At 37.2% G+C, this 23,832-nt stretch carries 21 protein-coding genes and 1 pseudogene; 17 read left to right on the forward strand and 5 right to left on the reverse strand.

The window, feature by feature from the left end; translation table 11 throughout:
* Positions 1 to 207 (forward strand): annotated as a pseudogene (locus IV36_RS12450) (hypothetical protein); the annotation flags it as partial.
* A 308-nt stretch (positions 208 to 515) separates the two neighbouring features.
* Here the strand turns inward: IV36_RS12450 and IV36_RS09810 are convergent.
* Together IV36_RS09810 and IV36_RS09815 are read right to left on the reverse strand one after the other, a co-directional pair.
* Entirely contained in the window at positions 516 to 719 is a 204-nt protein-coding gene (locus IV36_RS09810; protein ID WP_010077970.1) for a hypothetical protein, read from the reverse strand.
* Positions 720 to 1,297: 578 nt separating this feature from the next.
* A complete protein-coding gene (locus tag IV36_RS09815) occupies positions 1,298 to 1,531 on the reverse strand; it encodes a hypothetical protein (protein WP_010077968.1) in 234 nt (77 codons plus the stop codon).
* A 342-nt stretch (positions 1,532 to 1,873) separates the two neighbouring features.
* Between IV36_RS09815 and pdhA the strand changes: the two genes are divergently transcribed.
* The 8 genes from pdhA to IV36_RS09855 all read left to right on the forward strand — a co-directional run bounded on the left by pdhA (position 1,874) and on the right by IV36_RS09855 (position 11,121).
* A complete protein-coding gene (gene pdhA / locus IV36_RS09820) occupies positions 1,874 to 2,974 on the forward strand; it encodes a pyruvate dehydrogenase (acetyl-transferring) E1 component subunit alpha (RefSeq protein WP_056992129.1) in 1,101 nt (366 codons plus the stop codon).
* A 2-nt stretch (positions 2,975 to 2,976) separates the two neighbouring features.
* Entirely contained in the window at positions 2,977 to 3,954 is a 978-nt protein-coding gene (locus tag IV36_RS09825) for an alpha-ketoacid dehydrogenase subunit beta (protein ID WP_010077966.1), read from the forward strand.
* 11 nt (positions 3,955 to 3,965) lie between these two features.
* Positions 3,966 to 5,297, forward strand: coding sequence for a 2-oxo acid dehydrogenase subunit E2 (locus tag IV36_RS09830; protein ID WP_056992131.1), 1,332 nt, complete (start codon positions 3,966 to 3,968; stop codon positions 5,295 to 5,297).
* A 4-nt stretch (positions 5,298 to 5,301) separates the two neighbouring features.
* Entirely contained in the window at positions 5,302 to 6,708 is a 1,407-nt protein-coding gene (gene lpdA / locus IV36_RS09835; protein ID WP_056992133.1) for a dihydrolipoyl dehydrogenase, read from the forward strand.
* A gap of 12 nt (positions 6,709 to 6,720) precedes the next feature.
* Complete coding sequence (locus IV36_RS09840) at positions 6,721 to 7,734, forward strand: lipoate--protein ligase (RefSeq protein ID WP_156648661.1); 1,014 nt, start codon at positions 6,721 to 6,723, stop codon at positions 7,732 to 7,734.
* Positions 7,735 to 7,977: 243 nt separating this feature from the next.
* Complete coding sequence (locus IV36_RS09845; protein WP_056992135.1) at positions 7,978 to 9,117, forward strand: SGNH/GDSL hydrolase family protein; 1,140 nt, start codon at positions 7,978 to 7,980, stop codon at positions 9,115 to 9,117.
* 67 nt (positions 9,118 to 9,184) lie between these two features.
* Positions 9,185 to 9,964 (forward strand): epoxyqueuosine reductase QueH, encoded by a 780-nt coding sequence (locus IV36_RS09850; protein WP_010077961.1) that lies wholly within the window; start codon positions 9,185 to 9,187, stop codon positions 9,962 to 9,964.
* Between the two features lie 176 nt (positions 9,965 to 10,140).
* Positions 10,141 to 11,121 (forward strand): NAD(P)-dependent oxidoreductase, encoded by a 981-nt coding sequence (locus IV36_RS09855; RefSeq protein ID WP_056992137.1) that lies wholly within the window; start codon positions 10,141 to 10,143, stop codon positions 11,119 to 11,121.
* Here IV36_RS09855 and IV36_RS09860 read toward each other — a convergent pair.
* Entirely contained in the window at positions 11,105 to 12,463 is a 1,359-nt protein-coding gene (locus IV36_RS09860; protein ID WP_056992139.1) for a DHA2 family efflux MFS transporter permease subunit, read from the reverse strand. The two genes, IV36_RS09855 and IV36_RS09860, sit on opposite strands and share 17 nt — an antisense overlap.
* A gap of 322 nt (positions 12,464 to 12,785) precedes the next feature.
* Between IV36_RS09860 and IV36_RS09865 the strand changes: the two genes are divergently transcribed.
* From IV36_RS09865 to IV36_RS09885, 5 genes are all read left to right on the forward strand, one after another.
* On the forward strand, positions 12,786 to 13,055 hold the full coding sequence (locus IV36_RS09865) for an ACT domain-containing protein (protein ID WP_010077958.1): 270 nt from the start codon (positions 12,786 to 12,788) through the stop codon (positions 13,053 to 13,055).
* Between the two features lie 18 nt (positions 13,056 to 13,073).
* The gene (locus IV36_RS09870) at positions 13,074 to 14,417 is read left to right on the forward strand and encodes a PFL family protein (RefSeq protein WP_056992141.1); all 1,344 of its coding nucleotides are present in this window, start codon (positions 13,074 to 13,076) and stop codon (positions 14,415 to 14,417) included.
* A 260-nt stretch (positions 14,418 to 14,677) separates the two neighbouring features.
* On the forward strand, positions 14,678 to 15,433 hold the full coding sequence (locus tag IV36_RS09875; protein ID WP_056992143.1) for a DeoR/GlpR family DNA-binding transcription regulator: 756 nt from the start codon (positions 14,678 to 14,680) through the stop codon (positions 15,431 to 15,433).
* Positions 15,430 to 16,347, forward strand: coding sequence for a 1-phosphofructokinase (pfkB, locus tag IV36_RS09880; protein ID WP_056992145.1), 918 nt, complete (start codon positions 15,430 to 15,432; stop codon positions 16,345 to 16,347). The genes IV36_RS09875 and pfkB overlap by 4 nt, the downstream gene beginning before the upstream one ends.
* Positions 16,348 to 16,361: 14 nt before the next feature.
* Positions 16,362 to 18,311, forward strand: a complete 1,950-nt coding sequence (locus tag IV36_RS09885) for a PTS fructose transporter subunit IIABC (protein WP_056992147.1) — start codon at positions 16,362 to 16,364, stop codon at positions 18,309 to 18,311.
* 120 nt (positions 18,312 to 18,431) lie between these two features.
* On the opposite strand, the gene IV36_RS09890 is transcribed toward IV36_RS09885, so the two are convergent.
* The gene (locus tag IV36_RS09890) at positions 18,432 to 18,884 is read right to left on the reverse strand and encodes an Lrp/AsnC family transcriptional regulator (protein ID WP_010077953.1); all 453 of its coding nucleotides are present in this window, start codon (positions 18,882 to 18,884) and stop codon (positions 18,432 to 18,434) included.
* A 173-nt stretch (positions 18,885 to 19,057) separates the two neighbouring features.
* The gene (gene thrC / locus IV36_RS09895) at positions 19,058 to 20,557 is read right to left on the reverse strand and encodes a threonine synthase (RefSeq protein ID WP_056992149.1); all 1,500 of its coding nucleotides are present in this window, start codon (positions 20,555 to 20,557) and stop codon (positions 19,058 to 19,060) included.
* 217 nt (positions 20,558 to 20,774) lie between these two features.
* Here thrC and IV36_RS09900 point away from each other — a divergent pair, with 217 nt between their 5' ends.
* The 3 genes from IV36_RS09900 (at position 20,775) to IV36_RS09910 (ending at position 23,821) form a co-directional block, all read left to right on the forward strand.
* Positions 20,775 to 22,058 carry a homoserine dehydrogenase gene (locus tag IV36_RS09900; RefSeq protein WP_056992151.1) on the forward strand — a complete coding sequence of 428 codons (1,284 nt, stop codon included), beginning with the start codon at positions 20,775 to 20,777 and terminating at the stop codon, positions 22,056 to 22,058.
* Between the two features lie 25 nt (positions 22,059 to 22,083).
* Positions 22,084 to 22,959 carry a homoserine kinase gene (gene thrB, locus IV36_RS09905; RefSeq protein WP_056992153.1) on the forward strand — a complete coding sequence of 292 codons (876 nt, stop codon included), beginning with the start codon at positions 22,084 to 22,086 and terminating at the stop codon, positions 22,957 to 22,959.
* 214 nt (positions 22,960 to 23,173) lie between these two features.
* On the forward strand, positions 23,174 to 23,821 hold the full coding sequence (locus tag IV36_RS09910) for a sugar transferase (RefSeq protein ID WP_056992155.1): 648 nt from the start codon (positions 23,174 to 23,176) through the stop codon (positions 23,819 to 23,821).
* The last annotated feature ends 11 nt before the right edge of the window (positions 23,822 to 23,832 follow it).

Here is a 23,832-nt window from a genome sequence, read left to right on the forward strand (position 1 = left end):
TTTCTATACAATTCAGAAATCTTTTATGCATTTACACAAGATATTTTACGCTCTCGAAAAAAGAGATTGATATTACAATTTGATCAGAAAATTGCGATATTAATCAAGAAAATAACATTTAACTCGTTACCAGCGTTTGAGCTTTTAAATATTGTTATGATTTTTGGTACACTTCTCCAAATAGTTATAAAAACACAGTTTAGCTAGCCTTTTTAATTATTGGTGTAATTACTATAACCCTGACAGTAACTATTTTTATAGTTATGCTGGCACTTCTAATTAAATATACAATCCTCATTTTTATAGCAAAGATAATCTTTACACCATAAGTTAGTTGATTCTGCTATAGATAGCTGTTATATCAGTTATAAAGATTCTAATCATAATTAATATCATATATGATTATTACCATGCTTCATAAATCATAGAAAAGTACTCCCACACTTTTTTCGAAGCTGCTTAAGTTGTACAGATATGGGTACACGCAAAACAAAGCAATTTCTATTTGTTGAATTTTATTTTTCATTTTGCTTTAACATCAGCAAAATTGTTTCTTTTTGCCGTTGAGAGACATTGTTATCCAAGTAGGTTTTACACATCTGATTAACTAAATCGTACATCTTCGTATCTGTAACGACAGACATACTTTTTATTAAATCATATACAGACGGATCAACCTTAATGGTCTTTCGTTCATTGGCCTTATATTCTTTTTTCATGAAAGTCCTTGATAAAAACTGAGTTGCAGTTCCTTTTTAGAATTAATGAAACGAAAATACAGATTTTATATAGATGCTACAAATGGTTCTTTCTTTGTGGGCTATTAATATGTTCTTGAGCCTAGGTTAAATGTAATGTTACTAACGATTGCAAATCATGTGTTTCCATATTGAGTAATTTTGCAGATGGGAACAATATTTGTATTTCTGCAAAAAACATTATTATGTGGAACTGTTGTTTTCATTATTTCCACACCGTTGCTAATTTTTCCAAAAACTTCTTGGGAGTTCATACTGTTGTATTTAACATATCTGACATTTGCAGGGGCTGTTAGTTTTTTAACATTTAATATATCTATCAGTAAATAAATATCAGTAAAAATTTTCAAAGAAGGATTTTCACAGTTTCTATGGTGCTGGCACAGACACTCACACCAATTGAGGGGATCATCCATGACCTTTTATTTACTGATCATAACCTGGATAAAATTGCGGTAATTTATACGATAACATTCACTCTTCAAATAGGAATTATTTGTCTATTTCTCCACAGAATAGGCAAAATTTATTAAAAAATGTTAATCATCTTTTTTACTATCAGCATCTAGATTTTTCTTTAGATGCTTTTTTCTTACCAAAATTGCAATGAAAATTGATTCGAGATTTAAGTAAATAAAATCAATGATTATTAAGACACCGTAAATGAGATGACTACCGCTTGATAGTCCCCAAAGATTCAACAGTAATATTGGTATGAAAAAAAGACTTGTGAGGGCAACTAGTGGGGATGCATTTTTCCAAAGCCATAACATATGGACACCTCCCTTAGGTTAATTAAATTAATAATAAAATAATTTTCAGAGGAACGACAGAGTTAGTAGGAGAAATTTACGAAAAAGTATGTGTTTGAAATCACAACCATAGATTTAAAAATGATAATTTGATGAAAATTAGGGTAGCAAATTTGTTGTAGAAATGGTTCTTGTATATCATAATAAGTTCATGTAATCACAATGTTTAAATATTGAAAAAAAGGCGTTAAAATAAGTATGAAAGCGGTTTACAGAAATGCTTCTAGAGAGGAAGAAATAAGTTGTTTTGTAAACAATGCTTGTAATGAATGTTTTGCTTGATAATGACGAGGAGGTCTAGAAATGTCAAAAAAAATAATCGATTTTGAACAATTGAAGAAGTTTGATGATGAATTCAAACCGGTACAGCTCTTATCTACAGAGGGAAAATTGTTGGAACCTGATTGGAAACCGGATCTGAGTGATGAAGAGCTTGTTGAACTCTTTAAACAAATGGTTTGGTCTAGAACACTAGATGAGCGTTCAACAAAATTGAATCGTCAAGGGCGCCTAGGATTCTACGCACCCACTGCGGGTGAAGAGGCAAGCCAGATTGCATCGAATTTCGTAATGGAAAAAGAGGATTTTATTTTACCCGCATATCGTGATGTTCCACAGCTTGTACTTCATGGGTTGCCTCTATATCAAGCATTCTTATGGTCACGCGGCCACGTTGATGGTAACAAGTACCCAGCTGAATTACGGGCATTACCACCACAAATTATTATTGGGGCACAATACGTCCAAGCTGCAGGAGTAGCACTTGGTTTTAAATTAAAGGGTCAAAAGAATGTTGCATACACCTATACTGGTGATGGTGGAACATCTCAAGGTGATTTTTATGAGGGGATTAACTTTGCAGGTGCATTTCAAGCTCCCGCCATCTTTGTTATCCAAAATAATGGTTATGCCATCTCTGTTCCGCGTAGTAAGCAAACTGCCGCAGGAACTTTAGCTCAAAAAGCTGTTGCTGCAGGAATTCCTGGGATTCAAGTAGACGGAATGGATGCACTGGCTGTTTACGAGGTGACAAAAGAGGCACGTGACTATGCACTGGCAGGTAATGGCCCAGTGCTGATTGAAACTTTGACGTATCGTTATGGTCCACATACTCTTTCTGGAGATGATCCGAAACGTTATCGTACGAAAGAAACAGATGATCTTTGGGTTAAAAGAGACCCACTAGTAAGGATGAGACTCTATCTTGAGAGTAAAGGTCTCTGGAAACAAGAAGATGAGGAAGCCTATGTTGAGCAGGTCCGTGCTGAAATTAATGAAGCAATTAATAAAGTTGAAAACATGCCAAAACAAAAGATTAGTGAATATCTGAAAAATACTTTCAAAGATACACCGGTTGAGATTCAAAGGGAAATTGAGAAATTTGAAGAGAAGGAGGCAAAATAATTATGGCGAACAAGACAATGATTAAAGCAATAACTGACGCGCTAGATCAGGAGCTGGCAAGAGATGAGAAAGTCCTTGTTTTTGGTGAAGATGTCGGGAAAAATGGTGGAGTCTTCCGTGCCACAGAAAATCTTCAGGCAACGCATGGAGAGGAACGTGTTTTTGATACACCCCTTGCTGAATCTGGAATTATCGGACTTTCAGCTGGATTAGCTTTAGAAGGTTTTCGTCCAGTACCCGAAATTCAATTTTTTGGTTTTGTCTTTGAAGCAATGGACCAAATCGCGGGACAGATTTCGCGGATTCACTTTCGATTAGGTGGAACACGTGAGATGCCAATTACAATCCGTGCTCCTTTTGGTGGGGGTGTACACACACCGGAATTACATGCTGACAGTTTAGAAGGATTGGTAGCACAGATTCCAGGATTACGTGTTGTTATTCCAAGTAATCCATATGATGCCAAAGGGCTCTTAATTTCAGCAATTCGTTCCGATGATCCAGTTGTATTTTTGGAGCATATGAAGTTATATCGATCGATCAAAGCAGAAGTACCTGATGAAGAATATACTGTACCTCTGGACAAAGCTAACATCGTAAAAGAAGGCACAGACCTGACTATTATTGCTTATGGTGCAATGGTTCAAGAAGCAGTCAAGGCAAGCGATGAATTGGCTAAACAAAATGTTAGTGCAGAAGTGGTAGATTTAAGAACCGTGTCGCCAATTGATGAGGAAACCATTTTGGAGTCAGTTAAGAAGACTGGACGAGCAGTAATTGTGCAAGAAGCACCAAAACAAGCAGGCGTAGGTTCTCAAGTAGCAGCGCTTATTGCTGAAAGGGGTATTTTATATTTAAAGGCACCAATTGGACGTGTTACGGCACCGAATACACCTTATCCATTTAGTGAAGCAGAGAGTGATTGGCTTCCTAATAAGAAAGATGTAGTTGAAAAGGCGCAAGAGATTTTAGAATATTAGGAGGCGAGCAAATGGGTGCGTATCAATTCAAGTTGCCAGATATTGGTGAAGGAATTTCAGAAGGAACAGTTGCACAATGGTATGTAAAAGTTGGTGATGTTCTAAAAGAAGATGATGACTTATTAGAGATTGAAAATGATAAATCAGTTGAAGAAATCCCTTCTCCTGTGGCAGGAACTGTTAAGAATATTCTTGTAGGTGAAGGTGAAACTGCTGAAGTTGGGCAAGTGTTAGTTGAGTTTGAGGTCGAAGGAGCAGGAAATGTTACCGAGAGTACCGAAAAAGCAGCACCACAAACATCTGTTGAACAGACACCAGCTTCTCCCGCAATAGAGACAGTGCCAACAACAGAAACTAGTGTAGTGGGTAAAACAGAAACGGAAACGGCTCCTCCTAAAATGTCTGAGGTCGATAGAACATTGCCTGTCTTAGCAATGCCAGCAGTACGTGTCTATGCTAGGGAAAAAGGTGTGGATATCAAAAATGTGAGTGGGACAGGTTCCCACGGTCATGTCACTAAAGAGGATGTTGATGCATTCTTGCAAGGTGGAAACAAGACTGAGACAGCAGAAACAAAAGAGGCAGAGAGTGTAACTGCAACAAGTTCTGCAAGCAAAGATTCACAAACCTCAAGTCAAGAATGGCCAGAAACTAGAGAAAAGATGTCTGGAATCCGCAAGGCTACAGCTAAAGCAATGGTGAATAGTGTTAGCGAAATTCCGCATGTTACCGTTTTTGATGATGTTGTGGTCGACAAATTATGGGATCATCGTAAACAGTACAAGACAATGGCGGCTGAACGAGAAGTCCGTCTTACATTCTTGCCTTATGTTGTTAAGGCATTGTCAATTGTCATGAAGGAATTCCCAATCTTTAACTCATATGTTGACATAGAAAACCAAGAAATTGTATATCGTGACTATATCAATGTTGGAATTGCAACGGATACCGATAGAGGTCTATTTGTACCTAATATCAAAAATGCTGATCAAAAGAGTTTATTTGGATTAGCGAAACAAATCACAGAAAATACAGAAAAAGCAAAAGATGGTAAACTCACCAGCAACGATATGAAGCATACTGGGATGTCGATTACAAATATCGGTTCAATTGGTGGTGGTCTCTTTACACCTATTATTAATTGGCCAGAGGTTGCAATTCTAGGGCTAGGTAAGATTACTAAAGAGGCAGTTGTTGTGGAAGATGAAATCAAAGTTGCTTATGTGTTAAAACTTTCACTTTCATTCGATCATCGTATTATTGACGGTGCAACGGCCCAAAGAGCACTTAATCGTTTAGGTGAATTATTGAGTGAACCAGAATTGTTATTGATGGAGGGGTGAGCAGATGGTAGTTGGAGATTTTGCAATTGAACTTGACACGGTCGTGATTGGTGCTGGACCTGGTGGCTACGTTGCCGCAATTAGAGCAGCAGAAAAAGGGCAAAAAGTTACGGTCATTGAGAAAGAATATATTGGTGGAGTGTGTTTGAACGTTGGTTGTATTCCCTCAAAGGCATTGATTGAGGCGGCTCATCGTTATCAAAGAGCAATGAACTCATCTGAAATGGGTTTGCGTGTCACAGCGGCAACGCTGGATTTCAAGCAAACACAGAAGTGGAAACAAGAAAGTGTAGTTGATAAATTAACAGGTGGTGTGGCTGGACTATTCAAAAAGCACCATATCGATGTAATTTGGGGCAGTGCTTTTTTGAAAGATGATCATAGCCTGCGCGTGATGACAGATGATTCTGCTCAGACATATAGTTTTAACAATTTGATTATTGCTACTGGGAGTCATCCAATTGAAATTCCTAATTTTAAATTCAAAGGGAGGGTTCTGGATTCAACAGGAGCCCTAGCACTCCAAAAAGTACCTAAAAATTTGATAGTAGTTGGTGGAGGTTACATTGGATGTGAGCTGGCTTCTGCATATGCAAATTTAGGAGCACATGTTTCTATCCTTGAGGGAGCAGATCGAATTTTAGCCAATTACGAAAAAGACTTGGTGTCGGTTGTTGAACACCATTTTAGTGGCCAGCATGTCGATATTTATACTAATGCGGTCGCAAAAATGTCAGAACAGACTGATAAGGGCGTCAAAATCAAATTTGATGTTAATGGCGAAGAAAAGGAATTAGAAGCCGATTACTGCATTGTTTGTGTGGGACGTAAACCAAATACCACAGATTTAGGTTTGGAACATATTGGTGTAAAAATCGGGGACCGCGGACTAATTGAGGTTGATGCACAGTGCAGAACAAGTGTTGACAATATCTATGCAGTTGGTGATGTTATACCTGGAGCCGCATTAGCACATAAGGCTAGTTACGAAGGGAAAATTGCAGCAGAGGCAATCTCTGGTTCCAAGGGAATTGTAGATTACCGTGCCATGCCAGCTGTCTGCTACACAGATAGTGAAATTGCAACAACTGGTTTGACAGTAGCAGAAGCTAAGGAACAAGGCCTTGACGTTAAGAAAGCACAGTTCCCGTTTGCAGCTAACGGACGTGCAATCTCAATGAGCAGCACGAATGGATTTGTACGTCTTGTGTTCGAAAAGGATAGTCAGGCAATCGTCGGAGCACAAATTGTTGGGCCTAATGCTAGTGATTTGATTACAGAATTGACACTGGCAATTGAAACTGGGGCAACGATTGAAGATGTTTCATTAACAATTCATCCACATCCTAGTGTCAGTGAAGCTGTCATGGATGCCACTGATATTGCACTGGGACTACCAATTAATATTTAGGAGATGACTTTGATGCAATATGTAGCAATGAAAACATTCGATATCCGACGGAACCTGGCAACTGAACAGTACTTGATGAATAGCGATAAATTAAAATTACCGGTTGTATTATTCTATATTGAGGACCGCTGCGTAATTGTTGGAAGAAATCAAAATACCCTTGAGGAAGTCAATCAGAGTTATTGCAAAGAACATGGAGTAACTGTTACCAGAAGACTTTCCGGTGGTGGTGCGATGTATCAAGATTTAGGAAACCTGTGTTTCAGCTTTATCGTTGATTCCAAGAACCAAGAATTTGGAGACTTTAAGAAAATGGTTTCTCCGATTGTTGATGCTTTACATGACATGGGTGTGACAGGTGCAGAAGTGACAGGACGTAATGACATTGTGGTTGATGGAAAGAAATTTTCTGGAAATGCGATGTATACTCGGGGAGGAAAAACATTCTCACATGGAACGTTGATGTTAGATGTGGATACTTCAGAGGTTGCCAAAACGTTGACGGTACCTCTAGATAAGATTCAATCTAAGGGAATAAAATCGGTACGCAGCCGTGTTACAAATTTACGGCCATATCTTTTACCACAGTATCAAAATATTACGACTGAGGAATTTCGGGATTTGTTGATTACGAAGGTTTTAGGAGTAGATAGTATTGAGCAGGCAAAAGGAAACGAGTACCTACTGACAGCAGAAGATGAAAAGAAGATTGATGAAATCGAGGCACAGTACTACAGTAATTGGGATTGGGTCTACGGTAAATCACCTAAGTTTACTGTCAAAAAGCGTAAGCACTTTACAAGTGGCACGATTGATGCACGTATTTTTGTTGAAAAAGGAAAAATCAAAAATATTAAGTTTTACGGTGACTTTTTCGGAACAAATAATGTAAGCGAGCTTGAATCCAAGCTTGCTGGTAGCATTTTTGGTAAGTCAGAATTAGAGGCAAGGCTGCTTAACAGCAACTTGAATCAATATTTCCAAGGTATTCCCGAGCAAGAAATAATTGATTTGCTAGCTGGATAGGACTAGCGGCTATGAGTCATTTATGAAGGGACTGGGTCAAAAGTCAAATTTTGAACCAGCCTCTTTATTTGATTCTGCATAAACGTATTCCGTGATCAAAAGGCTCTCTCCAACTATACACAGCAAAGACTTACTATGTTTGTAACTTTTATGTTAGTGCTTAAGTTTTACCAATTTGTGTCACACTTCCACATATTCTAGACTAAATAGGCTGCGAGCAGAGATTAAAAGAAGGTGGATAAAATGGAATGGCAAACTGCTTGGATACATGAATGCAGCGATTTTTCAACTTTGCCTTTTAAAATGGCTGAATTAACAGAAATAATTCAAATGACTTTGAATGTTAGCGGCAATGCTGTCCGATTTGAGTTGTCAAATTTATATGGTGATAAAGATATTGTGTTTGACGAAGTAAGTTTTAGTACAGATGAGAAGTTCCACGTGAAACACAGGGTATATTTTGATGGCAAAGAGGCGGTTGTTATAAAAAAAGGGACAGCTATAATTACCGATTCATTGGATTTTGTGATTCAACCAGGGATGAAAATCTTTTTAAAACTAATTAGTAATAGGCCTCAAAGATATATGGATTTTGCTAATACCTATGACACATCAATGACGAATGCGGTAATCGTTAGAAAGGCTGACACAAGTCCGTCATTGCGTCGAACAATTGATGCTAGACGAGGTTGGTTTTGTCTAAGCAAGGTAGAAGTGCTTAGTGACTATCGAGCAAAAGTTATTTCCATAATTGGGGATTCATTAGTTGAAATGGGATATATTAGTGATAGTCTCATGGCTTTGTTGTATAAACAATTTCCAGGCAAAGTGGTTGTTTTGAATTATGGAATCTCTGGCCAGAGAATACTCAATGATGCTCCACAAGATGAACCTTTATTTGCAACATTTGGAGTAAAAACAAGAAAAACTCTACCCAAAGTATTGCAGAATAAGCCAAATTTGGTATTAATGTTTGCGGGACTAAATGATTTAATACTACCTGTCTTTAGCAAAGAGGCACAAAAACAACTTGTTAAGGCTCAAGATCTGTTCACGGAAGTTGAGCACATCTGTGAACAGATAAAAATGGTAAAAAGCCACTTTATGCTAAGTACGGTAACGCCATTTGAAATTGGGCATACAAGGGAAATTCACACTTCGATGGTGGAGCAAAATATCAGTACTAGAATAAAATTAAACAAACTTCTTCAGCGGAAATATAAAAATGAATTGCTTAATACTGCAGAATTAGTTGAAGATAATAGTTTTCGGCTGCTTAAGCAGTATGATTTGGGAGACCACATGCATGTCAATAAGGCAGCGGGTGAAATTATTGCACAGAGTATGTTTGAAAAAGTTGCAGTGGCAGTAGCATTAGACTAATATTACCTTAGTAATGTGTGCACAGGAGTAGTATACTGTGCATAGAAAATTATTACGAGGTTATACGATGATCGATTTACATGAAATTTTAGATAAAATGAATCCAAATCAAAAAATTAATTATGATAAGATACTCCAAAAGATGGTTGCAAATTGGCAAAGAAATGCTAACAGACCGTCGATTTTATTACATAGTTGCTGTGCACCATGTAGCACCTATACTTTAGAGTACTTGACACAGTATGCTGATGTAACAGTCTATTATGCAAATTCGAATATTCACCCACGGGCAGAGTACCAGCGTAGAGAGTATGTTCAGCAAAAATTCATTAGCGATTTTAACCAGAGAACTGGCAATAATGTGCAGTTTATTGCAGCACCATACGAACCGCAAGAATACTTTTTGGCAGTCAGAGGGCTTGAAAAAGAACCAGAAGGTGGGCAAAGATGTCGAGCATGTTTTAGTTACAGATTGGATTTAGTTGCTGCGAAAGCTGTGGAACTAGGCTTTGATTACTTTGGGAGCGCACTAACAATTAGTCCACATAAGAACTCACAGGTAGTTAATAGTGTTGGAATAGAAGTTCAAAACTTTTATAATACTATGTATTTACCTAGCGATTTTAAGAAAAATAATGGCTATCGGCGTTCTGTGGAAATGTGCCGAGAATACGACGTTTATCGCCAGTGTTATTGCGGTTGTATTTTTGCTGCAAAAGCTCAGGGAATTGATTTGTCAAAGACGAGAAGAGAAGCTTTGGCATATTTAAAGGGTAAGGATGCAGCAAAAGAGTTTGCAGATATTAAATTTGTATATCAAGAAAAAGAAAATCAAACTTTAAAGTAGATAGTTATCTTTTAAGAACAAAAAGGGCTTTATAACTTTGGAATCTGTCAAAAAAAAAGACAGATTCTTTTTTTATACAGCTTTTTCTAAAAATGTATATTTTTGCTTTGAAATGTATAAATGCGATGATAGAATGCTTTTAAGATGTATATTTGATAGAAAACAGGGGTGTTCAAATGAAAGTGATGATTTCTGATTTTAAAGAAATAATGCAAAAGGATAATGCGGTCGAGATAAAATTATTAAAAAAGAATCATCCAGACTGGATAGTTGTGACACAACCCTATGATTTGAAAGAACAATCAGCTTTTTTTAAAGAACTTAAGGACACCGATGCGCTGATTACAGCTTTTTTACCAATCAATAAGAAAATACTTGATGCAGCACCAAAATTAAAACTAATATCTGTTAGTGCAGTTGGCTATGAAAAAATTGACTTACAGTTGGCACAGAAAAAAGGAGTCAGAGTCTGTGCAATCGGAGAGTACTGTACGCAAGACGTTGCTGAATTTACAATTTCGTTAATGCTTGTATTAGTAAAAAGATTGAAACAATACGACAAACTTGTGAGTGAAGAGCATCGATGGGAGTATGACGCTTTTATGGCTCAACCTAGGCTTTCACGAATGACTTTAGGAATCTTTGGCTATGGTCGGATTGGTGCAGCGGTTGCTAAGATGGCAAGTGCATTAGGAATGCAAGTAATAGCATACAGTGGACATATGGGTACTGGAACAATAAAAGATGGGGTAAAATTTGTAACTGCAGATGAACTATTGACGAAGGCCGATATTGTATCTAACCATATGGGAGCAACATCTGAAAACTATCACTTTTTTAACATTGATATTTTCAAGAAAATGGCGCAAAAAAAGCCTTACTTCATCAATGTTTCAAGAGGTGAAACAGTTGATGAAACAGGGCTTTTAATGGCAATTGACAGTGGCATGATTCGGGGTGCTGCACTTGATGTGTTAGAAAGTGAGACACCTGATTTAGTCAATAATCCTTTGCTGCAGAGGAATAATATAATAATTTCTCCGCATACAGCCTTTTACTCACAAGATTCAATGGCATCTCTACAGCGAATATCTTGCCAAAATGTAACATCTTTTTTTGAGGGTCAAAGTGAAAAAGTCTTTAATTTCGTTGACTAGCAGTTTTCAAATAAACCTTTATAATATATAGCATTAAGAGTAGAAGTACGACTGTGAACCAAATTGATAGGCGTGTACCAAGTGTAAATGAGCTAGGTATATCCGCAATTACAATCATTATGGTGGTTGATACAGCAGCAGCAACTTGTCGGAAAGTATTATTCAGAGCCGATGCGTGACTAATATCTGTTAGAATGATATCTTTGAAGGCTTCTGACATTGCCGGTGCAAAGACTAATGAATTGCCAATCATTCGAACAAGGTAGGCGGAGGTTATCAGCCAAGTAGGTGTTGTTTCTGTCAACGAGACCAATGGGATCGTCGCAATCAGCATTAATAAGACACCCATATATAATAGATGCTTAGGACCATGGCTATCGTAGTAGCGACCTGCTAGTGCTGCAAAGAGTGCGTTTAAAATTGCGCCAGGTAACAGAATGAAACCAGCTTGCATGCTGTTCAATCCCTGAACATTTTCCACAAAAATTGGAATAATCTGTTCTGTGCCAATGAGTACCATGAAGGCAAGTAGCCCAATCACTGTCAGCAAACTAAAAGAGCGGACTTTGAGTATTTGAACTTTAAGAACAGGTTGAGTGAGTAGCAATTGGCGCTTGTAGAAGATCGTTAATAAGAAAATACCAATAATCAGCATGAGCCCAGCAAGTAGATAGTTTTGCTCATACAATGTGAGACTTGCCAGAGACAAAGTTGCTCCAACGAGTGAGAGAAATACAGATAGGATGTCAATTTTGACATCTTTTTTTTGTGAATAATTAGGAAAATAAAAGAAAGCAATCAACCAAAGCAAAAGGACAAGCGGCAGTACAAGAATAAAAAGAAAGCGCCAATTTAAAAAATGCAAAATAATACCGGAAATTGTTGGCCCAATTGCTGGCCCAGAGGCAATTACCAGGCCAGATAATCCTAGGACGGTACCTCTCTTTTCTGGAGGATAGATAGTCACCATGGTGGTCATCTGGAAGGACATAACTATTCCACCGGCGCATGCTTGAAGAATACGGGCGATCAACAAGGTAAGAAAACTGGTAGCTAAAGAACCTAGAATAGTACCAAGAATAAAAATACCAGTTGTTACTAAAAACAACTGTCTATTGGAGTACTTATCATATAAGTTGGAGGACAGTGGTGTGACAATTCCAATGATTAAGATATAGCCAGTGGTCAGCCACTGAACATTATTTAAAGAAACATTCATTACTTTTTGAATAACAGGTAAAGCAGTGACCATCATTGTTTGACTAGCTAATGTGAGAAATGTCACTAGAAGTAGAATGATTGTGATAATTGTTCTTTTTTCTTTCGTAATATGTGTGTTCATGAATGATTCCTTTCCATATTAAACAGATATCTGTGCTGAATTTTGTGCTATTAAAATATATATTGTAATAATTATTCTAACATCCAATGTTATAGTTTATTTTGGATGATAGCAAGAAATTTTTCTATCAGATAAAATAGTGTCAAATTAAACAATAATATTCGTCTTTAGATTATTTTTGTTTGTTGAAATTTGTCTTGAAGCAGATTTTTTTTAAAATGGTATCTAAAAGACGAATACTACACATTAGTGACGTTGCAGAACATGGTATAAAAGGATATACTTGGGAAAATAAGTCTAATAAATTAAATGAGGTGCTGTAATGAAAGCAATTCTGACTACAATTGGTAAAGATCAAGTAGGAATTATCGCTGGCGTTAGCCAATTTTTAGCTGAAAAGAAAATTAATATACTTGATGTTTCTCAAACTATTATGGATGGTTATTTTACAATGATGATGATGGTAGAGATAAACGATGAGAAAGCAGATTTTACCGCTCTTTCAGAAGAACTTGGTGGAATAGGGAAGAAATTAGGTGTTGAAATTAAAATCAGGCGTGAAGAAATTTATCATGCAATGCATCAACTATAGGAGGATATTTAATTAAAGATGGAAACCGAGAAGATTATTGAAACAATCCACATGATTTCTGACGAAAATCTTGATGTCCGTACTATTACAATGGGAATTTCGTTGCTTGATTGTATTGACAGTGATAGCACAAGAGCTTGTGAACGTATTTACAACAAGATAATGACAAAGGCTAAGAATTTGGTCAAGGTTGGCGAACAAATTGAGGCAGAATATGGTATTCCAATTATCAATAAACGAATTTCTGTGACCCCAATTTCAATTATTGCGGCGGCAAGTGCTGATCAAAATTACTTGAAGTATGCACAAACATTGGATCGTGCAGCTAAAGAACTTGGTGTTAATTTCATAGGTGGGTTCTCCGCACTTGTACAAAAAGGATATCAAACAGGGGATCTCAAATTAATTAGGTCACTACCCCAAGTCTTGGATGAGACAGACTTGGTTTGTGCTTCAGTTAATGTAGGCTCGACACGCAGTGGTATCAATATGGATGCTGTTGCTGAAATGGGTAAGATTATAAAGGATGCTTCAGAGCGTTCTTTTATGACAAATACAAAAATGGTTGTCTTCTGCAATGCAGTTGAAGATAATCCATTTATGGCCGGAGCTTTTCATGGTGTTGGTGAACGAGATACTGTTATTAATGTCGGGGTTAGCGGTCCAGGAGTTGTGAAACACGCCCTTGAAAATGTTAGGGGCGAGTCAATGGATGTTGTTGCAGAAACTATTAAGCAGACAGCATTCAAGGTCACTCGGATGGGGCAATTGGTTGGAACAATCGCAGCAGAGCGTCTAGGTGTTCCTTTTGGAATCGTTGATTTATCATTAGCTCCAACCCCTGCCGTGGGAGATTCTGTTGCACAAATTCTCGAAGAAATTGGACTCGAAAGTGTAGGAACTCATGGCACAACTGCTGCCTTAGCTTTGCTTAATGATGCAGTTAAAAAAGGTGGAATTATGGCCTGCAGCCATGTTGGTGGACTGTCTGGAGCATTTATTCCTGTATCTGAAGATGCTGGAATGATTGCAGCTGTTAATGCTGGAACGTTGAATATTGAAAAGCTTGAGGCTATGACTGCTGTTTGTTCTGTAGGGTTGGACATGATTGCAATTCCTGGAGATACACCAGCAGATACAATTTCTGCAATGATCGCAGATGAAGCAGCAATCGGTATGATCAATAATAAGACAACAGCTGTTAGAATTTTACCAATTCAGAATAAGAAGGTTGGAGAGACGGTAGAATTTGGCGGATTATTAGGATATGCTCCTATAATGGGGGTCAATAAGGCTTCTTCAACGCGAATGATAGCTAGAGGCGGATTGATACCTGCACCTATTCATAGTTTCAAGAATTAAAATTCTTTTGTAGAAAATATTTTGGCAGATGACACTGATTTCTTTCAGTAATCTGCTTTTTTTGTGTCTTAATAATGGTATGTTTTGGATAGTAAGGCTTATAATTAATGAGTGAAAAAGGAAATTTCAATCAAAAACAGTCATAAATACTTATTTAAATGATTGAAAATGCGTTTTTTTGCACTTTTTTGCACTTTTTTGCACTTTTTTGATTGATTTTTTGCACCGGCGATGTTACTATATTTTAGGAGGTAATGTAAGTGCTTGCAGAAGAACGGCAACAAGTAATTTTGAGAATGCTTCATGAGAATGGAATTGTAAAGTTGCATGATGTTTGTAAGGAAGTTAAGTGTTCAGAATCGTCAGTTCGTAGGGATTTGCAGGAATTAGAAGAAAAAGGAATCTTAATTCGCGTACATGGTGGCGCTAAGGTGCGTCAATCCTTACAAAAGGAACTAGACATGAGTGGTAAATTCTCTCAGAATATTGAACAAAAAAATCAAATTGCGAAAGTGGCAGTAAGTCTTATTCAAGACGAAGATGTCATTTACCTTGATGCAGGCACATCTACATTGGCTATGATTCAGTTTCTGAAACAAAAGAAACAGTTAACGGTTGTTACCAATGGAATACTGCACGCAACTGCACTCGCTGACCAAAATATTAGAACCATTCTGGTTGGTGGCGAATTGAAAAATACGACAAAGGCAATTGTTGGTGTAGAAACAGTCCAAGAGTTGCAACGTTACCGCTTTAATAAGGTATTTCTTGGGATGAATGGGGTTCACCTTGAATACGGATATACGACTCCTGATCCTGATGAGGCAGCGGTGAAGCTTGCGGCAATAAAGCAGGGGGCCGAGTCGTTTGTTTTAGTGGATAGTACAAAATTTGACCAGTTTTCTTTTGTTAAAGTTGCTGAAGTATCAGAGGCTAAAATAATTACCAATAAGTTATCAAGGCTGGTTTTTGACCAGTATAATAACCAAACAGAAATTCAGGAGGTTTCATTATGATTTACACAGTTACAGTTAATCCATCAATTGATTACATTGTGCGGCTTAAAGAATTGACTTTAGGTGAAGTTAATCGTATGGATTATGACGCAAAGCTTCCAGGTGGAAAAGGAATCAATGTTTCACGTATTCTCCGAGAATTGGGACAAGATAATATTGCTCTTGGATTCTTAGGTGGGTTCACAGGCGACTTTGTTGAGGAATCACTAAAGGCAAAGAATTTGAAGACAAAGTTTACGCATATAGCGGCTGATACCCGCATAAATGTGAAGGTCAAAGCACAAGATGAAACGGAAATAAATGGTAAAGGACCTGAAATTTCCAGTGAAGAAGTTGACGTATTTAAAAAGCAATTCGATAAATTGACAGAGAATGATGTAGTTATTTTATCTGGCAGTTTGGTCCCAAGCCTTTCGAAGGATTTTTACTTTGAATTGATTGAATTAATTCGTAACAAAGGTGCAGATTTTGTAATTGATACGACTGGTGAGAGCCTAATGAGAACATTAAAGGAACATCCGCTAGTTGTTAAACCCAATCACCATGAGTTGGCTGAATTATTCGGTGTTAAGTTAAATGGAATTCCTGATATTGTTAAGTATGGTAAAAAGTTGTTAGATCTAGGTGCAAAGCATGTGCTGATTTCAATGGCAGGTGATGGTGGCTTGTTGATTACACCTGATAAGGTTTATTACAGCAAGGCACCAAAAGGAACTGTAATTAATTCAGTTGGTGCTGGCGATTCAATGATAGGTGGTTTTGTGGGGACATTCGCCGCTACAAAGAATTCACTCGAAAGTTTCCGATATGGCTTGGCATGTGGGAGTGCAACTGCCTTTTCAGAAGATTTAGCAGATCGTGCCAAAATTGATGAGATTTTGCCACAAATAAAAATAGAAGACTATAAAGATTAAAAGGGAGTGTAGTAATGGATATTCGTGAATTGTTATTAAAAGATGCAATGATTATGGATTTAAAAGCAACGACGAAGCAAGAAGCTATTGATGAAATGGTACATCAATACTATGTTACGGGTGTTATCAATGATGAAGAACTTTATAAAAAAGACATTGTAGCTCGTGAAGCTCAATCAACAACAGGAATTGGTGACGGAATTGCTATGCCGCATGCCAAGAACAAAGCAGTCCAAAGAGCAACGGTTATGTTTGCTAAGAGTGAAAAAGGTGTCGATTATGACGCCCTTGATGGTAATCCAGTACATTTGTTCTTTATGATTGCTGCTCCGGAAGGTGCCAATGATACTCATTTACAAGCACTTGCAACACTTTCAGGACTTTTAATAAATCCAGATTTGGTTGCAAGCTTGAAAAAGGCAAAAACACCAGATGAAGTTCAACAATTATTTGCAGATGCACAAGCTGCTAAAGAAGCCAAAGATAAGGCAGAAGCAGAAAAAGAAAAAGCTACTGCTAAAGAACCAGTTTCATCTGATCGTCCATACATTGTAGCTGTTACAGCTTGCCCAACTGGGATTGCACACACATACATGGCTGAAGAGGCACTGAAGAAACAAGCTGAGGCAATGGGTGTTGATATCAAAGTTGAAACAAACGGTTCAGAAGGTGTAAAGCATCTTTTAACGGCTGATGAGATTTCTCGTGCTGCAGGTGTTATTGTTGCAGCTGATAAGAAAGTTGAAATGGCTCGTTTCGACGGGAAACATTTGGTTAATCGTCCAGTTGTTGATGGAATTAAGAAGTCTGAAGAACTTATCAATAAAGCAGTCAATCAAGATGCACCGATTTATCACGCTGATGCAGATTCTAGTGAAGAAGATGACAGCGCAAATGGTACAGTCGGAAGCAAAATATATAAGGATTTAATGAATGGTGTTTCCCATATGCTGCCTTTCGTTGTTGGTGGTGGTATCTTAATGGCATTGTCATTCGTTATTGAACAGTATCTTGGCGGACCAAAGTCAACAGGTTTTATTTTCTTGAACAATGCAGGAAGTCTCGCTTTTGCATTTATGATTCCAGTACTAGCAGGATATATTGCTGAATCTATCGGTGATCGTCCAGCATTGATGCCTGGTTTCGTTGGTGGGTTCATGGCAACTGTTTATAGTGGTTCCTTTGGTGGTGTATATACTGCTAACGTTATGGCAAATGCAAAGAGTGCCGGTGGATTTTTGGGAGGTATAGCAGCTGGTTTCATTGCTGGTTACTTAACTATTTTCCTGAAACATTTATTCTCCAAGTTGCCTAAATCACTTGAAGGTATGAAACCAATGCTTCTTTATCCAATTGTTGGTCTGTTCTTAGTTGCTTTTTTGATGTTCTTTATTGTAAATCCAATTTTTGCAGTTATTAATACATGGTTAACGACATTCTTGAACCACATGGGAACAGGTAACGCTGTATTACTTGGCTTGATTTTAGGTGGTATGATGTCCATTGATATGGGTGGTCCATTCAACAAAGCGGCATATGTTTTCGCTGTTGGTGCATTTACAGCAACTAAAAATGGTGATTTGATGGCCGCTGTGATGGCCGGTGGCATGGTTCCTCCATTTGCAACAGCTATTGCAACAGCATTCTGGCCAAAGAAATTTACTGATGATGAGCGAAAAGCAGGTATTACTAACTGGGTACTCGGTTTTTCATTTATAACTGAGGGTGCAATTCCATTTGCAACAGCTGATCCATTACATGTTATTGGTTCAAGTGTGTTGGGAGCCGCAATTGCTGGTGGATTAACACAGCTTTGGCATGTAAGTGTTCCAGCACCTCATGGCGGTTTATGGGTAACACCATTAGCTACTAACGCTTTTGGTTACATTGCAGCCGTTGTAATTGGCGCAATCATTGCAGGTGTTGTATTAGGAATTTGGAAAAAAGAAAGAGTAAATAACTAAATATATCAAAAAGGATACAGGTCAAAATTTAAATTTTGACCTGTATCCTTTTTTTGTATAGTCTAGATGCTTATGGAATATGTGTCCAAGCTATATATAGAACATATAAGTAAATGTGAACTAAAAATAAACTTCTCCTGGATTAAGTTCTAAGGGCCTTTGGATAACACTTGTTGAAAATACGATTTGAGTCTTTGTTTCGCCAAAGCGCTGGATATCATTGATAAAATTATCAAGAGCTCTGGTGGATTTGAAGTAGCAAGTAATAATTTGGGAATAGCTACCAGTTACACAATCACAAGAAATAACATTACCCACAGATTTTATATATGGATAAAAGTCATCTTTATCTTTAGGTGAAAGCCTTAGGCTAACATATGCTTTAATTGGGTATCCAAGAATCTTGTAATCAATAGAAGTCTGATAATTTTTGATGATACCGCGCTCTTCGAGGTGTGTTAAGCGAGTTGAGACTGCCGGTGCGGAAATAAAACAAATATCAGCCAGCTTTTTCAAGGAAATACGGGCATCTTTTTGTAAAGTTGATACAATCTTTAAATCAATTTCATCCATTAAAAATCCCTCCAAACGATCCTATGTAACCTAATATAACATATTATCTTAATTTAAACACGTATTAAAAAGTAGAAAAGTAACAAAAATATGCCAAAAAGCGAATGAAAAAAACAAATCAATAGTAATTATAGTGTTTTTAGGTAAATGCCTAATGCATAAATAGTAAAGGACTATTTTTTAAAAAGAATACCTTTAACAGCTTTTTTCATGTCACTCGATGAGATAACTTTTTTGGTGCGAGCTCTTTGATTGTTTAGGAGCTGTTCAATAGCATTAGGAAATGAAGTACTACTCTTACTTTTCAGTGCCTTTAGTGCAGCAAAACCTGGTTCAAAGGCCGCAGGATCATGAAGCCCAACCAAGACTGATTGTGGAAACTTGTAAGGACTGGCTGTTGATACGATGACTACTGGTGTTGTTGAGTCAGAATGGTTCTCTTTATAAAGTTTAGCAACATAAGATGCTACAGCCGTATGAGGATCAATAACTGAGCCATCAAGTTGGTATATTCGCGAAATTTCATTAGCCGTTTGATCTTCATCGGCAAAAGCAGCAAAAAAATCAGATAGTGAATTTTTTATTTCCGAGGAAATAGTGTACTTCCCAGTTTTGTTTAATTGTTCCATTAATTCAATTGTTGCTTGCACATTTTCATCGTTAATGTAAAAAAGAAGCCGTTCAAGATTGCTTGACACCAGTATATCCATTGAAGGTGAAGATGTTACATAAAAAGGTCTATTCTTATCGTACACTCCCTCATTGAAAAACTCCGTTAAAACATTGTTTTTATTTGATGCACAAAGAAGCTTATTGATAGGCAATCCCATTTTCTTCGCATAATAACCAGCTAGAATATCACCAAAATTTCCAGTTGGTACACTAAAGTTGATAGCGGAACCGAGTGTAACCTTTTTTTGTTTAACCATTTGCGCGTAGGCGTAAAAATAGTAAACAACTTGAGGAAACAGGCGACCGATATTGATTGAATTGGCAGAAGAAAATTGATAATTATTAGCTGCTAACTCTTTGGAAAGTTTATCATTATTGAGCAGCTTTTTAACATTTGTCTGAGCAACATCGAAGTTGCCATCAACAGCAAAGACAAAAGTATTTTTTCCTTTTTGGGTCAACATTTGCTGTTCCTGAATAAAACTTACGCCGTCTTTAGGATAGAAAACAATAATTTTTGTGCCATCGACGTCAGCAAAGCCCTCCATTGCAGCTTTACCAGTATCACCCGAGGTTGCAGTTAGAATTACAATGTCATTTTGTAAATGATTCTTCTTTGCTGCAGTTGTCATCAGATGGGGTAGCAGCTGTAATGCAATATCTTTAAAAGCAATCGTTGGTCCGTGGAATAATTCGAGGTATCCATTTCCATCGTGGAAAGATAGTGGTGCAATAAGATTTGTGTCAAAGCTATCTCCATAAGCATTCTCTATACATTTTCGCAATTCGTTTTCAGAAAAGTCAGTATAAAATAATCGGAGGATGCGAAATGCTAGTTCTTTGTAAGAAAAATCGGGTAGTTCGGATAAATCAAAGTCGATTTTGGGGATACTTGTTGGTACATATAAACCACCATCTGCACTCAATCCTTTTAGTATTGCTTCAGATGCAGGAATAGTGTTTGCATTTAAATCCCTAGTGCTACGATATAGTAAGGACATGAACAGTTCTCTCCTTTTGCTTGTTAGAAGTTTCTCATTTATACTCATTTATATATGAAGAATACCATAAATAGATAATTGATAACAGTAATAGGTGAAGCAATTCGAAAAGTAAATGCTCGAAAACAATGTAAAGAAAACTTAATTTTGATTATTTGCGCTAAATATTAGATTTTTATGATAGAATAGTTGCAATAAACAAAGTGGAGGATACGATATGCAAGTCGTTAATATTGGTGTTTTAGGGTTAGGAACAGTCGGAAGCGGTGTTGTCAGATTGTTGAAGGATCATGAGCACAAAATATCTAGCATCACTGGTAGGAAACTTGTGGTTAAAACAGTGGTTGTACACAACCTAGAAAAAAAGCGAGATATTGATTTAACTGGTATCAGGATGACTAATGATATTAATGAACTGATTAACGATAACGAGATTAATATTGTTGTTGAAGTTATGGGGACTGTTACAACGGCAAAAAAATACATTGAATTATTGTTAAGAGCTGGGAAACATATTATTACAGCTAACAAAGATTTGATTGCGACATACGGATCGGAATTAGCAGAACTTGCCGACCAAAATAAATGCGATCTGTTTTACGAAGCGAGTGTTGCAGGTGGTATTCCAATTTTACGAACAATTGTTAATTCCTTTGCTGCCGACCGCATTATAGAGGTAAAGGGAATTGTAAATGGTACTACAAATTATATTTTGACAAAAATGAGTCAGAATAATATGTCATTCGCTGAAGCTCTGAAATCAGCGCAGGAACTCGGATTTGCGGAACCAGATCCAACGAATGATATTGAGGGAATTGATGCTGCATACAAGATGATCATTTTGACACAATTTGCCTTCGGAATCAATGTTGCACTAGATGATATTGAGGTTAAAGGTATAAACGGAATTGATTTGGAAGATATCAAGCAGGCAAAGGGTCTAGGTTACAACATCAAGTTGCTAGGGATAGCTAAGTTGATCAATGATAGGATTAGTGTTGCAGTGGGCCCAGTGCTTGTCCCTGAGACACAGCCATTGTCGGCTGTGCAAAATGAAAATAACGCAGTCTTGGTCACGGGAGCAGCGGTAGGAGAAACCATGTTCTATGGACCTGGAGCAGGAGAATTGCCGACAGCTAATAGCGTACTAAGTGACATAATCGCTGTGACAAAAGATATTGTTTTGGAAACGACAGGTAATCGTTTCAATGATTTTTCACGCGAAGGTAAACAAGCTTTACCCGATGAGGTTAAGTATCCTTATTATATTTCACTAAAGGTTAGAGATCGTCCAGGCCAAATGCTAAAAATCACAGAGGTTATGACGGAACTTAATGCAAGTTTTCATTTGATTATTCAAAGTGAATATGATGATGTTAATGCTCGTGTTGTTATGACAACTCATGAGATGTCTGAACAGCAAATTAAAGAAATTATTGAGGGTATTGATAATCTAGAAGAAATCGAAGTTATTGCTTCATACAGAATTTTGTCAGAATAATTATAAGCAAAGGTTGGAAAGATAAATGCAATTTGAACTTAGGGTACCAGCAACAAGTGCAAATCTTGGCCCAGGATTTGATTCAATTGGAGTCGCAGTTGATCTTTATCTTACGGTAAGGGTTTGGGGAGAGAGCAAAACTTGGATTGTAGACCATAATATGGGAAAAGTCTATCACGATGAACGTAATTTGATAATTAGTACCGCATTAAAGGTTGCTCCTACGATCCAACCGCATAAAGTGAGCGTAAACTCAGATATACCATTGGCTCGTGGACTTGGAAGTAGTTCTTCTGCAATAGTTGCTGGGATTGAAATTGCTGATAAGCTTGCCAACTTAAAGCTGACAAAGCAACAAAAATTGGAAATTGCGACTAAAATCGAAGGCCATCCTGATAATGTTGCACCAGCTATTTTTGGGAATTTAGTTGTGTCATCATATAATGGAAACAGTGTAACAAGTGTAGTTGCCAAGCTTCCTGAACTGAGATTTGTTGCATATGTACCAGAGGAATCTTTGTTAACGAAAGAAAGTAGAGGGGTACTTCCCGATTTACTTCCTTTCAAGACAGCAATAGAGGGAAGTAGTGTGGGTAATACATTAGTTGCAGCCTTAATGGCAGGAGAGTTGACTAAAGCGGGTAAAATGATCGAAGCTGACCGGTTTCATGAACGTTACCGTGAAAAATTGGTCCCGTATTTAAAGGACATTAGAAAGTTAGCTCACTCGCTCGGAGTATATGGTACTTATTTGAGTGGGGCAGGTCCAACAGTTATGATGATTGCTCAGGAGAAAAATGCCACACAGGTAGCAGAAGAATTATCGAAGAGCTTTGTTACCGGAAAGTTTTTTGTTATGAAAGTAGACGATGTGGGGTGTGAGACAAAGTTTCTAAAATAGATATAAATAATCCTAGAATTGGCTTGCAATTTTGTAAGTTTGCAATTCTAGGTTTTTTTGTGTAGTTAATTTGATAACATACTTATGATATTTTAAAGATTATTTTTATAAAATTGCGTATATTCTGTGGTAGTATTATACTGTATGTTATGTATATTTTATCTCAATATGGTAAAATAAAGTTTACATTTTGTATTATATAGAGGAGAAATTAATGACTCGCGAAATAGGGTGTAAGGGTCAAAATAAGACTTATTTATTTTTCAAGCGTGTTATAGACATTCTCATTTCGAGTGTAGCTTTGATCGTAATGATACCAATATTTATAACGATGGTAATCATATATAGCTTTGGAAAGAATAAGGGCCCATTATTTTATAAACAGGAACGTGTAGGAAAAAATAAAAAGAAGTTTTATATTTATAAGTTCAGGTCAATGGTTGTGGGTGCAGCAGAGGTACTGAAAAATGATGCAGAATTATATAAATTATATGTTGCTAACAGCTACAAACTACCACCTGATAAGGATCCAAGGATAACAAAATTAGGCCATTTCTTAAGAAAAACATCTATTGATGAACTGCCCCAGTTTATCAATATATTCAAAGGCGATATGAGTCTAATTGGCCCACGTCCCATTATCGAAGAGGAATTAAAAGAATATGGTGATAGGGTGGATAAGTTTTTATCTGTTACTCCGGGAGCAATGGGTTACTGGCAGGCTTCTGGTAGAAGTAATATTGAATATCCTGAGAGATGTGAGTATGAACTTTACTATGTAGATCATGCTTGTTTTTTGTTCGACTTAAAAATATTGTTGAAAAATATTGTTGCAATTTTTAAGGCTGATGGAGCGTTTTAAGCAGCAAGAAA

It is taken from the genome of Liquorilactobacillus mali, from assembly GCF_001437155.1.
GTDB lineage: Bacteria > Bacillota > Bacilli > Lactobacillales > Lactobacillaceae > Liquorilactobacillus > Liquorilactobacillus mali_A.

Coding starts and splice junctions, on each gene's coding strand:
- IV36_RS09810 (WP_010077970.1), bottom strand. CDS start 719: ATGAAAAAAGAATATAAGGCCAATGAACGAAAGACCATTAAGGTTGAT.
- IV36_RS09815 (WP_010077968.1), bottom strand. CDS start 1,531: ATGTTATGGCTTTGGAAAAATGCATCCCCACTAGTTGCCCTCACAAGT.
- pdhA (WP_056992129.1), top strand. CDS start 1,874: ATGTCAAAAAAAATAATCGATTTTGAACAATTGAAGAAGTTTGATGAT.
- IV36_RS09825 (WP_010077966.1), top strand. CDS start 2,977: ATGGCGAACAAGACAATGATTAAAGCAATAACTGACGCGCTAGATCAG.
- IV36_RS09830 (WP_056992131.1), top strand. CDS start 3,966: ATGGGTGCGTATCAATTCAAGTTGCCAGATATTGGTGAAGGAATTTCA.
- lpdA (WP_056992133.1), top strand. CDS start 5,302: ATGGTAGTTGGAGATTTTGCAATTGAACTTGACACGGTCGTGATTGGT.
- IV36_RS09840 (WP_156648661.1), top strand. CDS start 6,721: ATGCAATATGTAGCAATGAAAACATTCGATATCCGACGGAACCTGGCA.
- IV36_RS09845 (WP_056992135.1), top strand. CDS start 7,978: ATGGAATGGCAAACTGCTTGGATACATGAATGCAGCGATTTTTCAACT.
- IV36_RS09850 (WP_010077961.1), top strand. CDS start 9,185: ATGATCGATTTACATGAAATTTTAGATAAAATGAATCCAAATCAAAAA.
- IV36_RS09855 (WP_056992137.1), top strand. CDS start 10,141: ATGAAAGTGATGATTTCTGATTTTAAAGAAATAATGCAAAAGGATAAT.
- IV36_RS09860 (WP_056992139.1), bottom strand. CDS start 12,463: ATGAACACACATATTACGAAAGAAAAAAGAACAATTATCACAATCATT.
- IV36_RS09865 (WP_010077958.1), top strand. CDS start 12,786: ATGAAAGCAATTCTGACTACAATTGGTAAAGATCAAGTAGGAATTATC.
- IV36_RS09870 (WP_056992141.1), top strand. CDS start 13,074: ATGGAAACCGAGAAGATTATTGAAACAATCCACATGATTTCTGACGAA.
- pfkB (WP_056992145.1), top strand. CDS start 15,430: ATGATTTACACAGTTACAGTTAATCCATCAATTGATTACATTGTGCGG.
- IV36_RS09885 (WP_056992147.1), top strand. CDS start 16,362: ATGGATATTCGTGAATTGTTATTAAAAGATGCAATGATTATGGATTTA.
- IV36_RS09890 (WP_010077953.1), bottom strand. CDS start 18,884: ATGGATGAAATTGATTTAAAGATTGTATCAACTTTACAAAAAGATGCC.
- thrC (WP_056992149.1), bottom strand. CDS start 20,557: ATGTCCTTACTATATCGTAGCACTAGGGATTTAAATGCAAACACTATT.
- IV36_RS09900 (WP_056992151.1), top strand. CDS start 20,775: ATGCAAGTCGTTAATATTGGTGTTTTAGGGTTAGGAACAGTCGGAAGC.
- thrB (WP_056992153.1), top strand. CDS start 22,084: ATGCAATTTGAACTTAGGGTACCAGCAACAAGTGCAAATCTTGGCCCA.
- IV36_RS09910 (WP_056992155.1), top strand. CDS start 23,174: ATGACTCGCGAAATAGGGTGTAAGGGTCAAAATAAGACTTATTTATTT.